The organism is Psychrosphaera sp. 1_MG-2023 (assembly GCF_030548245.1).
Classification (GTDB): Bacteria; Pseudomonadota; Gammaproteobacteria; order Enterobacterales; family Alteromonadaceae; genus Psychrosphaera; species Psychrosphaera algicola.
This window is the reverse complement of sequence record NZ_JAUORW010000007.1, coordinates 1-20,483: the sequence shown is the minus strand read 5'-3', so window position 1 is coordinate 20,483 and position 20,483 is coordinate 1. Positions and strand designations below refer to the sequence as shown.

Genomic DNA, 20,483 nt, shown 5'->3' with positions numbered 1-20,483 from the left:
CGATATCCGAGTTTAGCGCAAGTCAGTTGAATAGAATTCTAACAGTTACTTTCAAAAACGACAGTCTTATCAACCGCCGTTGCTTGGATTTGTTTCAAGTGTGTTTTGGTCGCCGTTATCATTTGACTAATATCTGAAAACTCACAAGATTCAGCTACAACGACACACGCTGTTAATCCCAACTTATTTGATTGTATGGAAGCGTCACATTTATGCAACTGCAATCTAATTCGGTCGGCCAATATTTTTGCTTGTTGACGGTCAAAATCGGTGGCGACAACATAAAAAGTATCACCTTGTAATCGCCCTAAAATACAATTTGGCGGCAGTAATAAGGTTAAAGCCGCGACCATTTGTTGTAAAACTTGATCTCCACCTGATAACCCTTGGCTTTCATTGAGCTGCGAAAAATTATCTAGGTCGAATAACAAAAACGAAAATGGCGTTTGTTGCAAAAGTAATGGTTCAGTAATATCAGGCAACCCATTAATGGTGGGCAGGCCAGTTAAACTATCGGCAATGAGTAAGTTTGTAGGCTTAAAATGCCTAATATAAATCGTTATTAAACAAACGATAAGGATGACAAACAAGGCGGTGACTAAATTTGACTTCGCATCGATTAAACGACGAAGTTTGTTAATCGTATTGTCGGCGTTAACTTGGATTAACGCTAACTGCTGTTGTAAATTTTCTTTGCTTATCGCTAACAATTTTGATTCGTATGCTATTTTTTGTAGTTTTGCCTGACTCGCTTGTTCTATTGATAACTCTACGTACGCCGCAAGCTCTGCGGTAATGTCTATGTTGTCGTTAACATTGAATAATATGGACATGTAACGGGCATACCATTGAACATTATTTTGATATGGTATTTGGACAATTTCACTTTGCGCCTGCTGCCATTTTTCCTGCGCCATTAATATCTGAACTCGTTGCCCTATCAATTGATTATTTAGCTTTTGTGCATTTGGCATTGAATAGGCAAATCGTTGTAATTGTTTCGCCATTGTCCAAAAGTGCTGTGCTTCTTCAATTTTCTTCTGTTTAAGCTGTAATTCGACAATTGCTATCACTACCTCAAATTGTGCTGCTCGGTCACGAATGGCATGCGCTTGGTCAAATAATGATTGTAACAATGGCTCAACAGTTGAAAATTTACGCTCGATTAATAAGACATCAACTAACAAAAGAGACGCTTCGCGTGCAATATTTGGCAGAGATAAGTGAGATGCAATGTTTATTGCACTTTTGGCGGCGACTTCTGCTAAAAAGTACTCTCGGTTTTCTTTATGCCAACGAGCCTTTTCTAAATAGAAGACAATCTTAGTTATGTTATTTCCCTGTTTAACAGCCAAGTTTTCCGCCTTGGCGACCCAAGATTGCGCCTGGTCTAGGTCATTTAAGAATAAAAAATAGCTGGCTAACCTCTGACCGAACATAACCGCATCACGCACATTTTGATTTGAGATCGCAAAGTTAAAAGCCGCCTGAGTATATTCAATGGCGTGATAATAATTCCCTACCTGTTGATATAATTCAGCGAGTTCACTTGCATATTGTTGTTTTTCGGTATTGTCTAAGTTGGGCTCTAATTGATGTATTTCAGCCATAGTTGCTATGGCTTTGTGAGGCATAGCTAAATGTTTTTGAAGCTGGGCTTTATGTGTCAGTAGCACCTTTTTTTGTTCTGGGGAAAGTGACGAACTCTCCTTCAAAAACCGGATTATTGACTGCAATACACGCTTTGGCCTTTCGTCCTGCTGTGAATCGATATAGCTAATCATGGCGGAAAAGTCAGCAAACTTTGCTGGCATCTGCTCAATTTCTAAGGCGTCTATAGAGCCAACAACGACCACTTTATCATCGTCAACAAAAGGCGAGTTTTGACTATAAGCAACTGAACTAACAATTAACAAAGTAAAAGCTGACATTATCTGCAACACAAATTTAAGCATTAATTTCAATCGCTCTATACAGTTATATCGATTAAACGTATGTCACTATTTTGGCAGGTAACGAGACAAAAACCAATCCGACTATTTTTTATTAGCTAAATACCTTCAACTTTAGACTTTGAAACGCAATGTTAAAGATAACTAAAACGACAATGCCAAGCGAAAACCAATGGTGCCGCTTTTTCTGCTCTTGGCCATTTTCTCACGGCCCGTACTAGAGATGTTTTTCATTTTTTGGTGCCAAGCGCCCCCCCTGATCACGACATTTGAGCAATTGTTGATGTTCGGCCAGGGGTCGCCATAATATTGCTGCTGGTAATTCGGGGTCCAGCAACTTGCTGTCCACTCACTGACATTTCCAAGTAAGTCAAATACCCCTGATATTGAAGGTGAATAACTCATAACCGGCGCGGTTCTGCGTCCAAAGCTTTTACCAAAACAATCGGCACAATTGGCTTCTATTTCACCTAAAAGTAATTTTTCATTAAATGGGTCATCCACCCCAAACTTGGCAGCATATTCCCACTCTAATTCTGTAGGTAATCGAAATTTGATATCAGATAGGCCATTAAGCCAAGGTATAAATTGTTTTGTTATTTGTTCATAACTGACTGACTCGACAGGACGCAGAGCATCAAGTGACGAACGTTTCACTGAGTCTAAGACACATGACTCACTGTCTACACAAAGTAGATACATTTCATTTGTTACTTCATGGGACATTATCGAAAAAGCCCCAACTGAGGTGACAATGACAGGCTTTGATTCTTTGCCAAATTGATTAGACCCGAGTTCTAATGAACCGCCTTCAAACCGAACCATTGCCCTTAACATTGATTCTACAATTTGTTTGTTGGTTTGTTCTGTCCTGTTAGCTTCAAATTCATCTAACACGCCAGGTTTATTACCAAACGCGACGCTTTTTGGTGAAACTCTTTTCAACCCTCGGTCTGCATTGATTGCCATTTCATTTGATTCAATAACAGTATATTCAGCAGGCGTTTGTTCAGCGCTCATCTGCTCAGTGGTTTTGTTTGCTCTTTTTTTATCAAAAGTTCCTGCGTCAATTTCAGATCCATTTATAGCCCCATTTTCCCCATCACTTTTGGTATTAAGTGACACCGCTAACTTTTTGAAATACTGCTCAATTGTCCCTGATGAATCGATAAATTGAGTTAATGTAAAACCACCAACCACCAAGGTAAATACAGCGACACTGGCCAATCTATATTTAGATGTTTGCAAAGGATTAAATTCAGAAAATACCTTTAGTTTACATAAGAGCAATAGCCCCAGCGCCAAAACACCGACAATGGCAATTAAAAAGGCAATGTAAAACTGGCTACTGCTAGATTGGGTTTGACTGAAGCTAAAATCATAAACCGACCGATTTGATTCTTGAGGAACTTGAAACCCCTCAGTTTCCTCCATTACGTCCAGCCTAACCCGTTGAAACAACTGTGATAAATTTATGCCCGGGGAGTCGATATGGGACAAAATAGCAGAGACATAAACGCTGTTTTCATTTCGTTTTCCGTCAAGAGATTGTTCACCAGGACCGGTTCCAAAAGCCACAAAAAAGTTCGGTTTCACAATTTCAGTCCACCCGCCCACTTTGCTATTTAGTGAGGTGAAGGGTAAATCCCGGCAGGCATCTAAGATCACAATATTCAATAAGTTATTTTGTTGTTCTAGCTGTTCGGTCACCCATTGCATTGAGATAAATTGCTGTTCGATATCACGGTTATTCAATTCTTCTTTTTGCATCAATTGCGTATCAACGGGCACTAAATAATTCACTCTGTTTAGCTGAACACCATGACCCGCATAAAACACAGTTACTACAACATTGTCGTTTTTCGCCTTCAAAACATTAATATCAGCGATAAACTCTGCAAACTTTGATTCAAACGCCCCTTTATTCGTGTTGTGGATTAGATGAGTTTGGAAACCAAGATCGGTAAGCTTGCGACTCATTGCCACACTGTCATTTATCGGATTGTCTAATTTCAAATCAGAGTCGTCGTAATTCGCATTGCCAATCACCAGCGCGATTTTTTCTATTTTTGATCCAGCAAGAGAATCCGTTTGCATCAACAAACAAGCAAAAATAAAGATAGCTAACTGGTTAATCATTTTATTTCCCACGCAATCTCCATCACCTATTACTGTACCAGCCAACTTAATTTTAAAGTTTGTCGACTATCGAAATGAGCCTATTGGTTTTATGACCAATCAATTTATTAATTAAGTACAAATTATTTATTAAGTACAAAAGCAATCTTTATGCCGATGTAAATTAGGCCTAAAGTTTGCAACACAGTGTTTACACTAATACGCTAACATCGAACGAGCTTAGGTCGATTTACAAACGCAAGTCGATGGTATAAACGGTTGATAAAAAGCAACAAAATTTAATGAGGGCATTTAAATGTCAAAAAACATTTCTATATTAGCGACCCTGTTATTGTCGTTTTTTTGTCAATCATTAATGGCAATGTCTTATATGGGGCTCGGGGTCGACAAATCTTTGGCGCAGGCAAAACAGCTCGCTTTATCTGATTTACAGCAAAATCTGTACGTCTACGTTGAAACTAAAACGCACGTTGAGCGAGGCACTCAAACAGCAAATTACTATCGACTAACCAGCAAATTGTCGTCGCAACTGCAGATTATGGGGACTCAAAACGATTGTTTACAGGTTAATAACGAACATCACTGCACCGTAGAGCTTGGCGAAGCACAGGCTGAACTATATGCGGCCAAAATAACTCGGCTGATTCGTCAAATTGATGAACTCTGGGAACTGACTAAAAAGTCATTAGGTAACGACAAGTTTGCACAATTACAGCAGCTGTTATTGCTGCATGAACAGCTCAAAACAATCGTTGTCGTTTATGAACTACTCGCACCAAATACCCCCATTGGCAGCCCTATTGTGAGTGAGCCACAAATTAATAGCGCTTTGGCTAATATTCAAAGTCGACCTTCCAATATCGACGAACTCGCTATTGCGATTGCAACTCCGTTAAAACAATACCGTCGTATATTTGTGAAGCCATTCACCCCAATTGAATCGTTAGAAGTTACGCCATTTTCTAGAACACTCAGGGCAAAAATAATTTCGCATCTAGATGTTATTTCTGACCGAGACTATGCTTTTTACGAGCTAACAGGAAACTATTCGTATAATGAAAAGCACATCAGCATTCAAAACAACTTAATTGCCCTAGTTAAAGAAAAAAACAAACAAATTGTCCATGCCAATAGCCAGCAATTGACATTAGGCTCAATTGCCAATTTAGATTACCTACCTAAATCATTAGAGTTTGACCAACAACTCATTAAAGAACATATAATTGGCAATGACTTCAAGATCCAGATTAAAACAAATAAAGGTTCCCGAGATTTGTTATTTGAAAAAGGCCAAACCGTTAAGTTACTGGTAAAGCTTTCGCATCCTGGCTATTTTTATCTCGTAGGTCACAGCCAGAATAGTCAAAAGTCACAGTCATATTTAGTGGATTTAAATGACAGTAGCGATAATCAGAAATTCATTCACTACCTCGGAGTTGAACAAATTAACCGTTGGGTTGATATCGGTCAGTTTGACGTGACAGCCCCCTATGGCAGTGAATCGATTCAAGCGTTCGGCACACTCGACTACCCAGACGACAAGCTGCCAACTACGCAATTTGATGGGACCTATTACCTCATTAACGGCTCGTTTTCGCAGGTTGCGAGGAAAACACGAGGTTTAGTTAGAAAATCAAGATCAAATAAACCTGAGCAACAAAAAATACTAGGCACGCAAATAAAAAGTGACAAGCCAGTAATTACCGACAATACTTCGACAATTCGCGATGTAAATCTAAAGGAGAGTGCAAAATTGACGAAAAACAGTCAATTTAATACCCACGTCTTTGAAAACGCGATAAATACGAATAAAGTAGCGGAAGCCGTACTAAAGTTTACGACCTATGGATCAATGCCATAGCGTTGTCATATTCAAATCATATTATTAAGTTTAATTTTTAAGAGGAAGTTTCATGGAACAAGTAGTTAATTGGTTTTCAAATAACTCAGATCAAATAGTTGAATCTGGTATTCAGCTAGCTTATGCCATAGCGATTTTTATCGTTGGTAAAATGATTGCTCGTGCAATTAGTGGTTTGCTAGAAAAAGCGTTAAAGAAAAAGAATGTAGATAAAGCTGTAAGTGGCTTTTTAGGTAGCTTGGTTTATGCACTCGTCTTAGTGGCGGTTGTGCTAATGGCGCTGTCGCAAATTGGTGTACAAACAACGTCCTTTATCGCTATCTTAGGTGCGGCTGGTTTAGCCATTGGTTTAGCGCTAAAAGACTCGTTGTCAAACTTCGCATCTGGTGTTCTTATCATCATTTTAAAACCATTTAAAGCGGGTGACTTTGTCGAAGCGGCTGGCGTAGCTGGTAGCATTGTAAAAATTGAAATATTTTCAACTATATTTAAAACCGGTGACAACAAAGTTGTTATCGTCCCTAACTCTACAATCACAGGCGGCGCAATTGTTAACTATTCACGTGAAGCTACCCGTCGTGTAGATATGGTAATTGGCGTAAGCTATGACGCTGATCTTAAAGTTACTAAAAAGCTTCTAACTGATATCGTAACAAGTCATGAGAAAGTATTAGCTGACCCAGCTCCAACAATTGCCGTCGCTGAACTTGCAGATTCTTCTGTTAACTTCGTTGTTAGGCCTTGGACAAATACAGCAGATTTTTGGACAGTAAAATTCGATCTTACTGAACAAATTAAAATCGCTCTAGATGAAGCTGAAATCGGCATCCCTTACCCACAAATGGATGTTCACGTTCATAAAAACGACTGATAACATACATTGTCTTGTATTCAGACCGTAAATAAAAACCAGATATAAAAACTTATATCTGGTTTTTTTATGTCTAAGCGTCATCCGAATATTCTAATTAAGGCTACAACCTAAGCTTGCTCTTGCTCTTGCTTTTTTATTAATGCCAACAACTCTGCCATTGGCATCGCTTTACCAAATAACCAGCCCTGGGCAAACTCCACACCTTCATCTAGTAATGCTGAACGTTGCATTTCATTTTCAACGCCCTCTGCGACGATTTTTAAGTTCAGCTGTTTTGCAATATCCACAATATGAGGTATTAATGTTGAACGGATTGAACCATCTTCCATCTCACTGATGAAACTGCGGTCTATTTTCAGTGTATCGCAGCTAATGTCTCGTAATTGCTTAAGGTTTGAATAGCCAGTACCAAAGTCATCTACGGCAATTAAAAAGCCTTTATCAGAAAGTTTTTTAAGCGCTTTAGCACTGCTTCGAGTCGACAGTTTTTCATCTTCTGTGATCTCAATAACGAGCTGCACCTTTGACTCTAACAATTCGGGTAATTTAAGGATTTCCAACACTTGTGAACTAGATATATCTTTAGCAAAAAAGTTGATGTTAAATTTAAACCCTTTCAATTCTGGGGCAATCAACTCTACATCTCTAAGCGTTTCCAAAATAACTTTTTCAGTAAATGACCAGGTAAGCTCCAATTTGTTAATTAGCGGTATAAATTCATCAGGATACACATGCCCCTGAATATCTTTATATCGAGCCAAAACTTCACACCCAACAATCTTGCCTGAGCGCAATTCAACTATTGGTTGGTAAAGGCAATAAAATGCATCATTGCCAAATCCACGCCTAATTCTTGATTTTATTGAGCGATATTTACGTAATTGTTTTCTAATTAACACGTAAAAAATTAACGATAAGCAAATAATAAGTAGGTAGGTTAAATTAAGACTTTGATGATAATGTTTATATAGCTGACCTTTGTCACTTAACAAGCCTATACAATAAGGTGCTTTTTTACTGCAACCAAAATTAGAATAGGTGGACAAATTATCAGGCTGAAATATGCCTTTTTCACCGACAATGTGAATGTTTTTTCCATTATCTTGATATACCAACTGCCAATGAAATTGGTTGTCCACTAAGCCATTTAGAGACTCATCTCTAATAACCGCGTTATAAGATTTTAAGCGGGCGATACTGGCTAAATACAGGTTATCAAATAGCGCAATATTATGGTTAACTGAAACTTCAAAACCGTTTAAACTCACATAGTCAGAATCAGCAGCATCTATCGGATTGTCTAAGACGCCTAAGCCTGTTGTGCAAACCAACTTGCCATTGCGTATAAATCCTATGTCATTTATAAAGTTAGATTTAAACAACTCTCGACGCATTTGAATTAGTAAATCTTTGCTGCAATCTTGTTCGGGTATGTTGTTTAACTGATGCAGAGTCTCGGCGACTTCTGAAATAATGATGTCTAACTTTTCAATACCCGATTGGGCTTCTCTTACTAACTTCCTTTTAATATCATTTTCAAAATATAAAGACGCAGAAAACCACATTAAAACGGCTAAAATAACAACCGAAACTAATGCAACAACTCGGTCAAAAGACGCTGTGGAAGAACTTGACATACAATCCTTTTGTAAATGGTTATTACCTTTGAGCAATTCTATTAATGTTACTTAAAGAAGCAAAGCATTAATAATGCATTGAACTTGGTTTGACCATAACATTACCTTTTTAAGTAATTAAGACTAACTGATTTTTAACGCTTTCTTAACACCTTAATGCACTTATAATTGAAAATTTTAGCAAACAATTGAAATTTAGGTTACAAATTATCCCCATAGATAAATTTATTTTACAGAGCTAAAATATAGCGACAAACAAATATTTAATAAGTTATAGTTTTTTAAATTGGCATATTAATCCCCAATTTGCTTGAATAAGAATTCAGAGCTTCAAGAGTGGTAATAATGACGCGGCTAAACAAAACGGACTTAATTTTCCTCGTGTGCACATTGATGTGCGCGGTTTTGCTGTCTTTCAAATCCTATGCAGTCACAAAAGTTACCATTGGAATTATTCCCGGCGCTATTGACGTAAATTCAAAATTATCAAACGACTATATGAATTTTATCCGGCAACTAGAAGATTCAATATTGGATTTTGTACCTATGGCTCGGGCAGACCGAATGTTTGAGCGTAAACTTGTAGATTGTATTTTTCCAGCCAGTACCGCCCAGATGCGTAACAAGGAAAGGTTCATCCAGAGTAAGCCACTTAAGACTATATACGCGTACATATTTGTTAAAAATAAAGCGTTACTAAACCAATCTTTAGCCGACAAAAATATTGCGTTAAAGCGCGGCCTAGGTTTTGGTAATATTCGTAACCGAATTTTTGCAAATTACGTTGAACTTAACACAGACGAACTTGTGCTGAAAATGCTTAAAAGAGAACGTGTAGATGCAATCGTGGCATACCTTCCTGACCTTATTGCAGCGCAGCACAAAATAGGGGAAAGACACCTTCCTTACTACAACAAAGAGCAGCCTATCTACGAAGCGGATGAAGCTATGGTATGTTATAAAAATGCGCAGAATGAAAAGTACATTGCCAACGCCAACAAGATAATTGACGCCTTAAAAATGCACGAGAAATAATACACATAACCAAAAACTTAACATTATAAAACCTCAAACATTTAACAGAATAAACTTTGTAACCCCGTCGAAGTGTTATGAAGTAAGGTTAAATGTTGATTTATTACTGCATATTACAGTTTTTTATTCTAAAATTTAGACACCCATTTAAATTAGTACCGACATTCGAGGCAGTAAACATTATGTTTGTTTTTCAACAAATATCGAATGCTATCCTAGTGCTACTTTTAATTCTCATTAGTTTTTCAGCAACTTCCGAAGAAACAATTCACCTCGACCGTTTTAATTCAGGCGCCATTGGCAAAAATGTCAGCTATTTCCAAGAAATAGACGGGCAACGGTTAACCCTTGAACAAGCGAAATTGCGTTTTACCCAAGGCAATGTAAAAAAAAGTACTGGGAGCTCCCTCACCTTTGGTCTAGGGGTACCAACAGTATGGTTGAAAACAAGGATATATCGCCCCGCTCATTTAGATTTAAATTACCGCCTGGCTATCGAAACACCTTGGTTGGACTACGTTGACACGTATATTGTCCACAACAGCAAAACCTTAAGTGCGGTTAGTGGGGGCGACGGCATTCCTTATGAAGAAAGACCGATGCAATATCGAGTATTTGCGTTTGAGACTGGATTTGAAGTTGGTTATTCTGAGATTTTTATCAGAGTTGAATCTAAAGGCCCTATGGTTATTCCAATCAGGCTTGATGAGGTTCAACAAGCGATTCAACGTGACATTAGTACGGCATATGAATATGGTCTAATTTATGGATTGATGTTTGCTCTCGCTGCATATAATTTCATTTTATTTATCAAAATTAGGCAAAATGAATTTGGGTTATATGCACTGTATCTAACTGGATTTGTCTTTAACAGCTTGTCCTATACAGGACAACTGCATACCATATTCACACCTAATTTGGGTCCGTTATATCAAGACTGGATGGATATCTCCTTGATGATTACTTACAGTGTATTTGGGTTGCACTTTGCGAGGACAACGTTAAAAACCAAAATGTATGCGCCAAAACTAAATAAATTTGTGGTTTGGGTAGCAAGCAGTATACCTATTGGAATGTTAATTGGGGCGTTGTTTAATAATCTCCAAATTTCGATGATACTGGCATTTGCACTTAATTCATCATTTGCCTTTTTATTTATTATTATGGGCTTTAAAGCAGTAAAAAATAACATAGCTTCGGCAAACTTGTTTTTCTTCGCATCTGTAACGGCTGCCTCATGCATTGGGATCAGCACTTCTGCTGTCGCTGGCATCTTGCCTTACAACGACTTTACTTTTAAAGCGATTGAAGTCGGTATGGCTTTAGAGGGTATATTATTGGCCATTTTACTTGCTGAACGATTTAGGACGGCACAGCGAGATAAAATTATCGCCGAAGAAAATGCTCGTACTGACGAACTAACCTCACTAAACAATCGTCGAGGATTCAGAGAGGCTATTGCACCACTTTGGCAACGATTGCGGCACGAGAAAAAAGACGTCACAGCTGTATTGCTCGACATTGATAAATTTAAGTCACTAAATGACAAATACGGACATGCAACTGGAGATTTGGTTTTGACTCACATAGCGAAGGTTCTAGATAGAACTGCCCGCCGTGGCGATATTTTGGCTCGTTGGGGGGGTGAAGAATTTATATTATTGCTGCCTGATACAAATCAAAAAGAAGGTATTCTACTGGCAGAAAAGCTTCGAGTCGCAGTGAGTTCTAGCGCCATTTATTATGGTGGCGAGACTTTATATATCACCGCAAGCATCGGCGTTGCTGGTACTCATGATTCTCATATTAATGGTAAAAATGTCAAAGCCGTAAGACTTGAAGATCTCATTCAGCTTGCCGATGACGCGCTTTATGGTGCTAAGCACGGTGGCCGAGATCAAGTCTTTGCCAATCAACTCGCACTCGTGAACCAATAAAGCTTTGACACAAAGAGCTTTAAAAACTCCTTAGTTAGTTTATTCGCGCGTGATTGCATCTTTTAGCAGGTGTTTAGCGCTTTTCGGTAAATTCACCGCACGTTGTCGCTCACAATACGTTTTATCGCTTTTGTTCCAGATGTCTAACGAATCTAACTATCTTTTTTATTTGAACCAGTTAACATTACTGCAATAGTAAAAAGACAATTGCTAAGTGTCCGAACGAGGAGTTTTTGTGTCTGAGTGGTTAACCGTTCTTCCCCCAATTATCGCCATAATAGTTGTATTGTGGCAAAAAGAAGTTGTTCTAGCGTTGCTATTGGCAATGTTTAGCTCAGAATTGCTGCTCATGTTTAAACAACAAGACGACCCCGCTATTAGTCATTTTTTATTGGCTGGTATCGACCGTGTTGTGGCGGTTTTTAGTTCTCCGGGAAATACCAGGATCTTAATATTTTCGATGTTAGTCGGCGCCTTACTCATATTTATGCGTAAATCTGGCGGTGTAACGGCAACGGTCAACTATTTAATTAAGAAAGGTTTAAGCGGTACACCTCGACGTGCTCGTTTCCTAGCCTTTTTCACCGGTGTGGCAATTTTCATCGAATCAAATTTAAGTGTTTTAATGGCAGGTATTATCTCCCGTGGTCTGTTTGATAAGTTCAAAATGAGCCGAGCGCGCTTGGCTTATATTATCGATAGCACCTCTGCACCAATATGTATCCTCATTTTACTTAACGGTTGGGGAGCCTACATATTAGGACTAATGGGAGCTTATGAATTAGAACAATCGACGGTGAGCATTTTATTGCAGACAATCCCTTTTAATTTATACCCAATTATCACATTGCTTATCGTGCTCTATACCATCATCGCCGATAAGACCCACGGGCCAATGAAAGTCGCGGAACAAAATACAAGCTTAAACGAACAAGAGTCGGAAATAACCAGTCCCTCTAGTCATCCAGCCTTTATGTTAATACCGTTAGCCGTTATGTCAGTGTCTATGGTCGGTTTTATGTTTTTAACAGGAAATGGTAATTTTACCGACGGTTCGGGTTCTAAGTCCGTATTATATGCGACATCTCTTGCCTGTTTAACAGCGTATTTTATGTTAATTGGCTCTAAAAAGTTTAATCATAAAGAGGCTACTACATTAGGCTTCCGAGGCATGTCAGACCTTCTTCCTTTAGTGACAATTGTATTATTTTCACTGGCACTTGGCGCTAGCCTTAAAGAATTAGGTACGGGTGCTTTTATTGCTAATTTGGTCGCAGATAACTTACCGCTATTTCTAGTCCCAGCCATGTTATTTATTGCCGGCGGTTTAATGTCATTTTCGACGGGTACATCCTGGGGAACGTTCGCAATATTAATCCCCATTGGAATGCCACTTGTAATCGAAATCGGTCTTCCTGCACCACTAATTCTAGCGGCTATTTTAGGTGGCGGCATATTTGGCGATCACTGCTCCCCTATTTCAGATACAACCGCTGTGAGCTCTGTGGCGTCTGGTTGTGACTTATTAGAGCACGTTAAAACACAACTCCCATATGCTCTATTTGGTGGTGCACTATCGATCATCGGTTATGTTGTGTTGGGATTAATGATGATTTAGCGACGCCATAACTACTTTGGGTGTTCAACAGCGTAATGCCAATAGATATAGAATATTTACTAAATAGGCCTCATTTCAATTGAGGCCTATTTTAAGTTTACTATTTGCTTAAACCTTAAAAAATATCTTCTTTTGGTAGAGCCATTTCATAACTAAAAAACTGCCAAGGCAAAATGCAATAGCAAACATCAACGAACCGAGATAATTCCCAAATAAGGGTTGGAATAGTTTTTGAAAAAGCCAGCCGTGCAATGTCGTGTCTGCAACAGGAATCATTATAAGTAACCGCGCGACTATCGCTGAGAACATATAAAATGCAATGGCGTTGGCACCAAATATAACAAATGGCGCTGTCCAATATTTGAATTTTTTAATATCGACGATGTATGTCAACACGCCTAAACAAACTAGGCCCCATCCCGTGCTCATCACCACATAACTTGAAGTCCAAATTGACTTATTAATTGGCAAATAAATAGACCAAATTTTTGCCACGAATAAACATACCCCTCCGGCAATCAACATTAATTTTACTTTCTTAATTAAAGGGATATGTTTTTTTAACAATAATTCACCAGTGAATACCCCGGCTAATGCTCCGGCAATTGCAGGAAACGTGCTTAAAACACCTTCGGGATCAAACGCAAACGGCGTTGCAGAAGAAAAATAGAGATTTTTAGAAGCAAATAAAGTGTCATCCAACCACGCACTTATATTATTACCAAATTCCAATTTCCCCACAAAAAGGCCGGTATGTTCGTTACCGTATGGCACCCACATCAATATCGCCCAATATCCTAATAATAACGTTGCCATAACCAACGCTCTGCCGACTTGTTTAAACCAGAGTACAATGCAAACTGTTGCAAAAAATATTAGGCCTAGGCGCTGTAGAACGCCCATAATACGAATAGACATAACTTGCTGTTCGAGCCAATCAAATTTTGGATTTGTAAAATCATAATAAAAAACGGCTAAAAACAACCCAAGCGCAAATAATTTAGCTCCCCGGACAAATGCTGTTTTAATCAACTTGGTATTTATTTCAGGGGTTTTGGGTTTTCTATCCATAACGATGGCCATAGATATGCCAATGATAAACACAAAAAAAGGAAATATAAGATCTGTCGGGGTCCAACCATGCCACTTCGCGTGGGCCATAGGGGCATATGTATAGGACCAACTACCGGGATTATTGACGAGCACCATCGCCGTTATCGTAACGCCACGAAAAACATCAAGAGACAATAATCTTTGCGGTGGTAGAGTGGCTAATATCTGGGCTGAAAATCGATTAAACCAACCTTTCATCAACCAAATCTCCTACTTTCGATAACTACATATTTTTCAATTTTGAAATGCACTTGTACAACAACGCGCCCAGACTTATGAAGGCAGGTTGACTCTTAAAACCGCTTTGAGCTGTTCTAGGAAAAATGGTTTTGCAAGATACGACTTTATCCCTAATTCTCTTGCAATTAACCTATCTTCTTGCGTAACGCTGGCACTGAGGATAATGATTGAAATACCATCCCAATTTGGATTATTTCTAATAGCTTTAGACGTCATAAAACCATCGAGAACCGGCATTTGTAAATCCATCAAAATGATATCCGGCGTGTTTGATTGCAAATAATCTAAGCATTCTTGCCCGTTATTACTCACTGAAGGTACCGCACCAAGCGACTCCAATTGCTTTTTAACAACTTCTTGATTAACTAAATTATCTTCAACAATAAGGACATTTAAGCCAACAAAACTCTCTTCATTAACCTCTTCTTTATCGTCTAAGGTGGCTTTTAGAATCTGTGGCTCACTTTTACTAAACATTAACATTGCTCTAAACTCACTGCCCGCACCTACTTTACTTGATACTTGAATATCACCGTACATTAAGTGCGTTAGTTCGTTGACTATCGATAGTCCTAGCCCTGTTCCACCAAACCGCCGAGTTGTAGTGCTTTCCGCCTGCTGAAACGGTTTAAAAATAATCTTTTGCTTATCTTCTTCAATTCCCAAACCTGAATCACTAACGACGACTTGAAGCTGGTAACTATCAACTGTTTTACTAAAAACTGTGGCGGACAATTTAACAAACCCATTATCTGTAAACTTAATGGCGTTACTTAGTAAATTAATTGCGATTTGTTTAAAACGATAATTATCACCTTTGACCCAAATATCACCAAGGTCATCAATATCAACTATAAAATCTAAACCTTTGCCAAGGGCAATTTCTCTCAGCATGTCTGCGACATGATTCAAACTTTCAGTTGGTTGAAACGACGAATTTTCGAGCTCAAACTCATTTGTTTGGATCTTAGAAATATCTAACACATCATTGACGATATTTAGCATGGTTTGTGAACTGGCTTCAATTTTCCCTAGGTATTTGCTTGCTTCAACATCTTTGGTTTGTCGTTTTGCAATTTCAGTAAACCCAATAATAGCATTTAGTGGTGTACGATATTCATGGCTCATATTGGCTAAAAACATGGTTTTGGCCCTATTCGCTAATTCCAGTTTTTTATTACTTTCAGTTAAGTCTTGAGTCTTTTTCAAAACTTGCATTTCTAAATTGGCACTAAAACTTGTGATGGAATATAAAAAGATAATGCTGACAACCCCAAACAAGGTGCCACCAACGACAACCAACCAACTTGCCCAATCGACTAAATGACTTTCAAACTCTTTTAAACTGGTAAATCGCAATGTCCCTTGTTTATCAAATACATCGACTAAGACTTGATGGGAAAACAATCCATTACTGTTAAACCCCTTTGATTGAAACGTATTGCCCGCGCCATACGTAAACTCAAACGCAAACTCGTCTTGATCGGCGGCAGGTAGATTTTGGAGCAAAACGTCGAGTTCGAACACAGCCTCTACCGAACCAAGAAGTTGCTCCAAATGAGGACGAGTAGGATCGAGCGCACCTGACTTATATACCGGATAGTAGACAATCACTCCAGTGAACTTATCTTGCTGTTGCACAAGCGGTAGAGTTGCGGTAACAGTAAACTTATCATTCTCCATTGCTTCGCGAAGCTCATTTTTTACCGACGGATGACTATTTAAGTCCAACCCCAACGCGGCTCTGTTGGACTTTAACGGTTCGGAGTATAAAATTGGAAAATATACGGCGGCTTGAGGGGATGTTTTAAACCCTTTAGCAGCAAGATACTTAATCTCAAAATCGTCGAACCCTTCACTTTTAGCCTTTTGTTCAAACGCAGCTCTATTGCCTCGGGTTACTTTTGGGATCCACGCAACAGCACGTAAATTAATATTTTTATCCGCTATTTTTTGACTAAAGTTTTCGAAATCATTACGCGAGACAAAGTCACTTGATTGAAACAAGCCACTTAATGCTAAAAGTTGATGTTTAATTGATTCCTGAGCATTTTCAAATTGCTTAATAAATGCTGTTGTTTTTTGTTCAAATGTTAATTGATTTTGCGCTTGATATTTATCACTTGAGAATGCAAACAGCAGACTAATAAAACAAAAAACAATGACGTTAGAGAATACTATTTTTAAAGGTTGTGCAGGGGTTTCAACAATGGCGTTGGGTTTAATAAATAGAACTAAAGGTGCAAAAAAAAGTACGCCTGTAAAGTCACCGACCCACCAAATAGCCCACGTGAAAATGGCTTCTTGGTAATTCAAATCATTTACAACATAAAGAATTGACGCGCCTAAGGCACTTGCAACTAAACAGGATAGCGGTCCAATTATGAGCAAAAATTTAACGAGTTTAGAAAGCTTAGAGGTCTCCACTGGTAGCTTTATATATTTGAATATTATGCGTTTTGTAATAATCAGTTGTAATAAACTGCACACACATAAGGTCACTGGCAGAGCCCATGTTTCCAAATCAAACGCCATACCTGAGTGATAGACAGCGAGAAGGTAACCAAAGAACACACCAACAAGAGCAGGACGCCCAAATAATAAATAAATACCTAACGAAATGCCGGCTGCTGGCCAGATAGAACTTGCAAAGCCAAAGGGAATAGCAAACATTAACCCAATTTTCGAGAAAATAAATTCTGCAATAAATGCAAATAATACAATTGATATGTTTTTCAAAATATTCCTTTAACCAACGGAAGCGCCTACAGGTTTACTATAGGCGCTCAATCTCGTTTCAAAAGATAGAAAGTAGGGTTTAAATTTACTAGTGTGAACATTACGTCGTATATTCAACTAATCTGTAAAAGGTTGGACATACATTTCGCCAACTTCAAGTTTATAAACAGCAACCAATGTCCCTGAGCCTATATGCTCATTCGCTTTAAGCTTCCAATCAATGCCTGAATAATGATAGTTGACTACTAGATTTGGTCCAACATCGTCTTCAAGAATGAAGGTCATGTCAGTCAAGTCTGAATGTACTGTTGCCGGAGCAGCACTTGAATTACTTTGTAATAATTTTAATGGCTTATAAAGCAACAACGTACAAACGATAGAAAATAACGCTATAGACAAACTTATGGCGAGCATACCTTCACCGATTAGGCCAAAGAACACTAACATACCAGTCAATATAGTGGCTAAACCCAAAATAGTCAGGAAAAATGTAGCAAATCCCATAGCGAGAATATCGATGGCCGCGAGTATAAGACCCGCCGCTAACAATACTTGATAAGTTTCACTAAATAGCGTCATTGGCTTTCCACCTTACTTTTTTGAGTTTAGTGTGTTAATTATGGTCATCGCTTGCGCCACAATGCTTGACGCGTCTGTGCTACTGTCAGGTAATAAAACCACAGATGATTCTTTAGCAATTGCTTGTTTAGCCGCAATTGCTTTTGTAGCTAAATCTAGTTGAACCGCACTTTGACCCTGTTCTGTTTTCGCGATATTACCAACCGTTTCAAGCGCCTCAGCCTGAGCTTTGGCAACTTGCATAATAGCGAGTGCTTCACCTTCAGCACGTAATATTTGCTCAGCTTTCTCACCTTCAGCCGCCAATACTTGGGCCTGCTTTTGTCCTTCTGCTACATTGATCGCCGCTTGTCTATCACCTTCCGATTCTAAAACCTGCGCGCGTTTTTCTCGTTCAGCTTTCATTTGTCGTTCCATCGCTTCCATAACAGAAGAAGGTGGGACAATGTCTTTTATTTCATATCTTAAAACCTGAACACCCCATGGCGCCGCGGCATCATTAATAGCAGACACGATATTACTATTTAAACTATCACGTTCTTCAAACGTTTTATCCAATTCCATTTTACCGATTTCGCTTCGCATCGTTGTTTGTGACAACTGAATAACAGCAAAGATATAATTGTCGACACCATACGATGCTTTGTATGGGTCAAGTACACGGAAATATAATACGCCATCAACGGTCAATGATATATTGTCCCGGGTAATTGCGGACTGACTTGGCACGTCTACAGCTTGTTCTTTTAACGATCTGTCGTAAGCAACTTTATCAATAAATGGCACGATAAAGTTAAGACCCGCTTCTATCGACTTATTAAATTTACCAAAACGTTCGATTAAAAAAGCTCTATTTTGCGGTACAAATTTAATTGACGACTTTAGTAATACAACTATCAATACCAATAACGCAAATTGAAACGTTAAAACATGTTCAAAAATACTTTCCATTATCATTTCCTAGTTTCCTAAATTAATTTACTTGCTAAAATCAATAAAAAATAAGGCGCCACAACCAGCTTGAATTTAGATAATCTTCACACCCTTTCAATTGCTGTCCATAGGTTTTAGCTCGACTATCAACTTTATTTGCAACACGAACTAGCCATTGTTTCTTACGGTAAGTTTTACGCTTATAACCACCCCACCCCTCATGGTAGTTTAAATACTGATTTTTAGCGTCCCATTTCGATACTTTATTGATTTTATTTGTTTTATTTGTAAACCACCCCATAAAATCAATAGCGTCATCGTAATCGTCCCTGTCGGCCCAACTATTTCCAGTCTCTTTTATATATTCATCCCATGTACCAGTTTTAGCCTGAGAATAACCATACGCACTGCTCGCCCGCCCAATAGGAATAAATCCGAGAAAATACTCCATTGGAGGCGCAGCATCGGCTCTAAAGGAGCTCTCTTGATACATCATAGACATGATGACATTCACCGGGGTTCCCCACTTGTCCTGCATATCACTAGCTGCATCCCACCAATCCGGTCGTTCTTCAAAAATTTCGCAAATGTTATTTACATTTTTTGGCGGGGGGGTCGTGCAACCGTAAAGAAGCAAGCTAAAAAAAATTGTGGCTATAATTTTTGTGAACATAATGAAGTCTCCCTATATAACGTTTATGAATTTTCTCTCATAAACTTTCATTACCTTTAACCTTAGTTTAACTATTTTAAACCTATTGGCACTTAATAATCCGCTTTTTATTTTTTACCGACTCGTAACGCTCAGACCTATTACTTTAAATTCAACATTGTCGTTATTTACGATTCTATCGCTTTAACGTCGTGCTTAAGCTTTTTTATGCCCAGGGGTTCGAACTTACTGCGACACATAAGTCAAATCTGTCGTTTTGCCTTTAATTTAAATATTAACGATTGATCTTTTACATCAGAAACAAGACGAAATCTCACCTAATTAAACTAGTTTGCAAATTATTTGAACTTTTTAAAATTAGCCTGTCTAACCTTATAGTTTCAAGTTTTTATTCCCTGAAAGTTGTTGTTTTATTTACGAGCATTTATTAGTGCTCGTTTTTTTTGCTTAATATTCGCGTTTATTAGTAAATAGTAAGTCGTTGAGAAAATAATTTCGATTTTTTTGAACTAAATTCACATAGCGTGTCTAACTGTACAGTTGTTAAGTTTTATTCCCTGAAAGTTGTTGTTTTATTCACGAGCATTTTTTAATGCTCGTTTTTTTTGCCTAAAATTTAAATTTCTTAAAAACCTCAACCCCATTTCTTAACGCCCCAATTAAAAACTCTATATTTAATTCGAATTTTATTGAACTAAATGCAATGAGTGTGTCTAACTGTATAGTTATTAAGTTTTATTCCCTGAAAGTTGTTGTTTTATTCGCGAGCATTTTTTAATGCTCGCTTTTTTTGCCTAACATTTAAGGTCGGAATAAGCAGCGAAAATACGGCTCCTGACCGCCTAAAAATAAAGTTTTAAATTTAATTCTCGTTTTATTGAACTAATTCCAATTGCTGTGTCTAACTGTATAGTTGTTAAGTTTTATTCCCTGAAAGTTGTTGTTTTATTCGCGAGCATTTTTTAATGCTCGCTTTTTTTTGCCTAACATTTGAGGTCGGAATAAGCAGCGAAAATACAGCTCCTGACCGCCTAAAAATAAAGCTTTAAATTTATTTCTCGTTTTATTGAACTAAATCCAATTGCTGTGTCTAACTGTATAGTTGTTAAGTTTTATTCCCTGAAAGTTGTTGTTTTATTCGCGAGCATTTTTT

At 38.2% G+C, this 20,483-nt stretch carries 13 protein-coding genes; 5 read left to right on the top strand and 8 right to left on the bottom strand.

Annotated features, from left to right (window positions below; translation table 11 throughout):
• Positions 1-38: 38 nt before the first annotated feature.
• Both Q4575_RS08120 and Q4575_RS08115 read right to left on the bottom strand, forming a co-directional pair.
• On the bottom strand, positions 39-1,931 hold the full coding sequence (locus Q4575_RS08120) for a GGDEF domain-containing protein (protein WP_303522234.1): 1,893 nt from the start codon (positions 1,929-1,931) through the stop codon (positions 39-41).
• Positions 1,932-2,096: 165 nt separating this feature from the next.
• On the bottom strand, positions 2,097-4,091 hold the full coding sequence (locus tag Q4575_RS08115; protein WP_303522232.1) for an SUMF1/EgtB/PvdO family nonheme iron enzyme: 1,995 nt from the start codon (positions 4,089-4,091) through the stop codon (positions 2,097-2,099).
• A gap of 295 nt (positions 4,092-4,386) precedes the next feature.
• Here Q4575_RS08115 and Q4575_RS08110 point away from each other — a divergent pair, with 295 nt between their 5' ends.
• Together Q4575_RS08110 and Q4575_RS08105 are read left to right on the top strand one after the other, a co-directional pair.
• Positions 4,387-5,952, top strand: a complete 1,566-nt coding sequence (locus tag Q4575_RS08110; protein ID WP_303522230.1) for a hypothetical protein — start codon at positions 4,387-4,389, stop codon at positions 5,950-5,952.
• A gap of 52 nt (positions 5,953-6,004) precedes the next feature.
• A complete protein-coding gene (locus tag Q4575_RS08105) occupies positions 6,005-6,823 on the top strand; it encodes a mechanosensitive ion channel family protein (RefSeq protein ID WP_215965401.1) in 819 nt (272 codons plus the stop codon).
• Positions 6,824-6,933: 110 nt separating this feature from the next.
• Here Q4575_RS08105 and Q4575_RS08100 read toward each other — a convergent pair whose 3' ends face one another.
• Positions 6,934-8,463 carry an EAL domain-containing protein gene (locus Q4575_RS08100; RefSeq protein WP_303522228.1) on the bottom strand — a complete coding sequence of 510 codons (1,530 nt, stop codon included), beginning with the start codon at positions 8,461-8,463 and terminating at the stop codon, positions 6,934-6,936.
• A gap of 498 nt (positions 8,464-8,961) precedes the next feature.
• Here Q4575_RS08100 and Q4575_RS08095 point away from each other — a divergent pair, with 498 nt between their 5' ends.
• From Q4575_RS08095 to Q4575_RS08085, 3 genes are all read left to right on the top strand, one after another.
• Positions 8,962-9,498, top strand: coding sequence for a transporter substrate-binding domain-containing protein (locus Q4575_RS08095; protein WP_303522226.1), 537 nt, complete (start codon positions 8,962-8,964; stop codon positions 9,496-9,498).
• 182 nt (positions 9,499-9,680) lie between these two features.
• The gene (locus Q4575_RS08090; protein ID WP_303522224.1) at positions 9,681-11,435 is read left to right on the top strand and encodes a diguanylate cyclase; all 1,755 of its coding nucleotides are present in this window, start codon (positions 9,681-9,683) and stop codon (positions 11,433-11,435) included.
• A gap of 235 nt (positions 11,436-11,670) precedes the next feature.
• Positions 11,671-13,053 carry a Na+/H+ antiporter NhaC family protein gene (locus tag Q4575_RS08085; RefSeq protein ID WP_303522223.1) on the top strand — a complete coding sequence of 461 codons (1,383 nt, stop codon included), beginning with the start codon at positions 11,671-11,673 and terminating at the stop codon, positions 13,051-13,053.
• A gap of 108 nt (positions 13,054-13,161) precedes the next feature.
• Here Q4575_RS08085 and Q4575_RS08080 read toward each other — a convergent pair whose 3' ends face one another.
• The 5 genes from Q4575_RS08080 to Q4575_RS08060 form a co-directional block, all read right to left on the bottom strand.
• Positions 13,162-14,364 carry an acyltransferase family protein gene (locus tag Q4575_RS08080; RefSeq protein ID WP_303522221.1) on the bottom strand — a complete coding sequence of 401 codons (1,203 nt, stop codon included), beginning with the start codon at positions 14,362-14,364 and terminating at the stop codon, positions 13,162-13,164.
• Between the two features lie 75 nt (positions 14,365-14,439).
• Positions 14,440-17,145: a CHASE domain-containing protein gene (locus Q4575_RS08075; RefSeq protein WP_215965396.1), complete on the bottom strand. Its 2,706-nt coding sequence runs from the start codon at positions 17,143-17,145 to the stop codon at positions 14,440-14,442.
• Between the two features lie 117 nt (positions 17,146-17,262).
• On the bottom strand, positions 17,263-17,724 hold the full coding sequence (locus Q4575_RS08070) for an NfeD family protein (protein WP_303522218.1): 462 nt from the start codon (positions 17,722-17,724) through the stop codon (positions 17,263-17,265).
• 12 nt (positions 17,725-17,736) lie between these two features.
• A complete protein-coding gene (locus Q4575_RS08065; RefSeq protein WP_303522215.1) occupies positions 17,737-18,675 on the bottom strand; it encodes a slipin family protein in 939 nt (312 codons plus the stop codon).
• A gap of 40 nt (positions 18,676-18,715) precedes the next feature.
• Positions 18,716-19,330, bottom strand: coding sequence for a hypothetical protein (locus tag Q4575_RS08060; RefSeq protein WP_215965393.1), 615 nt, complete (start codon positions 19,328-19,330; stop codon positions 18,716-18,718).
• Positions 19,331-20,483 lie beyond the last annotated feature (1,153 nt).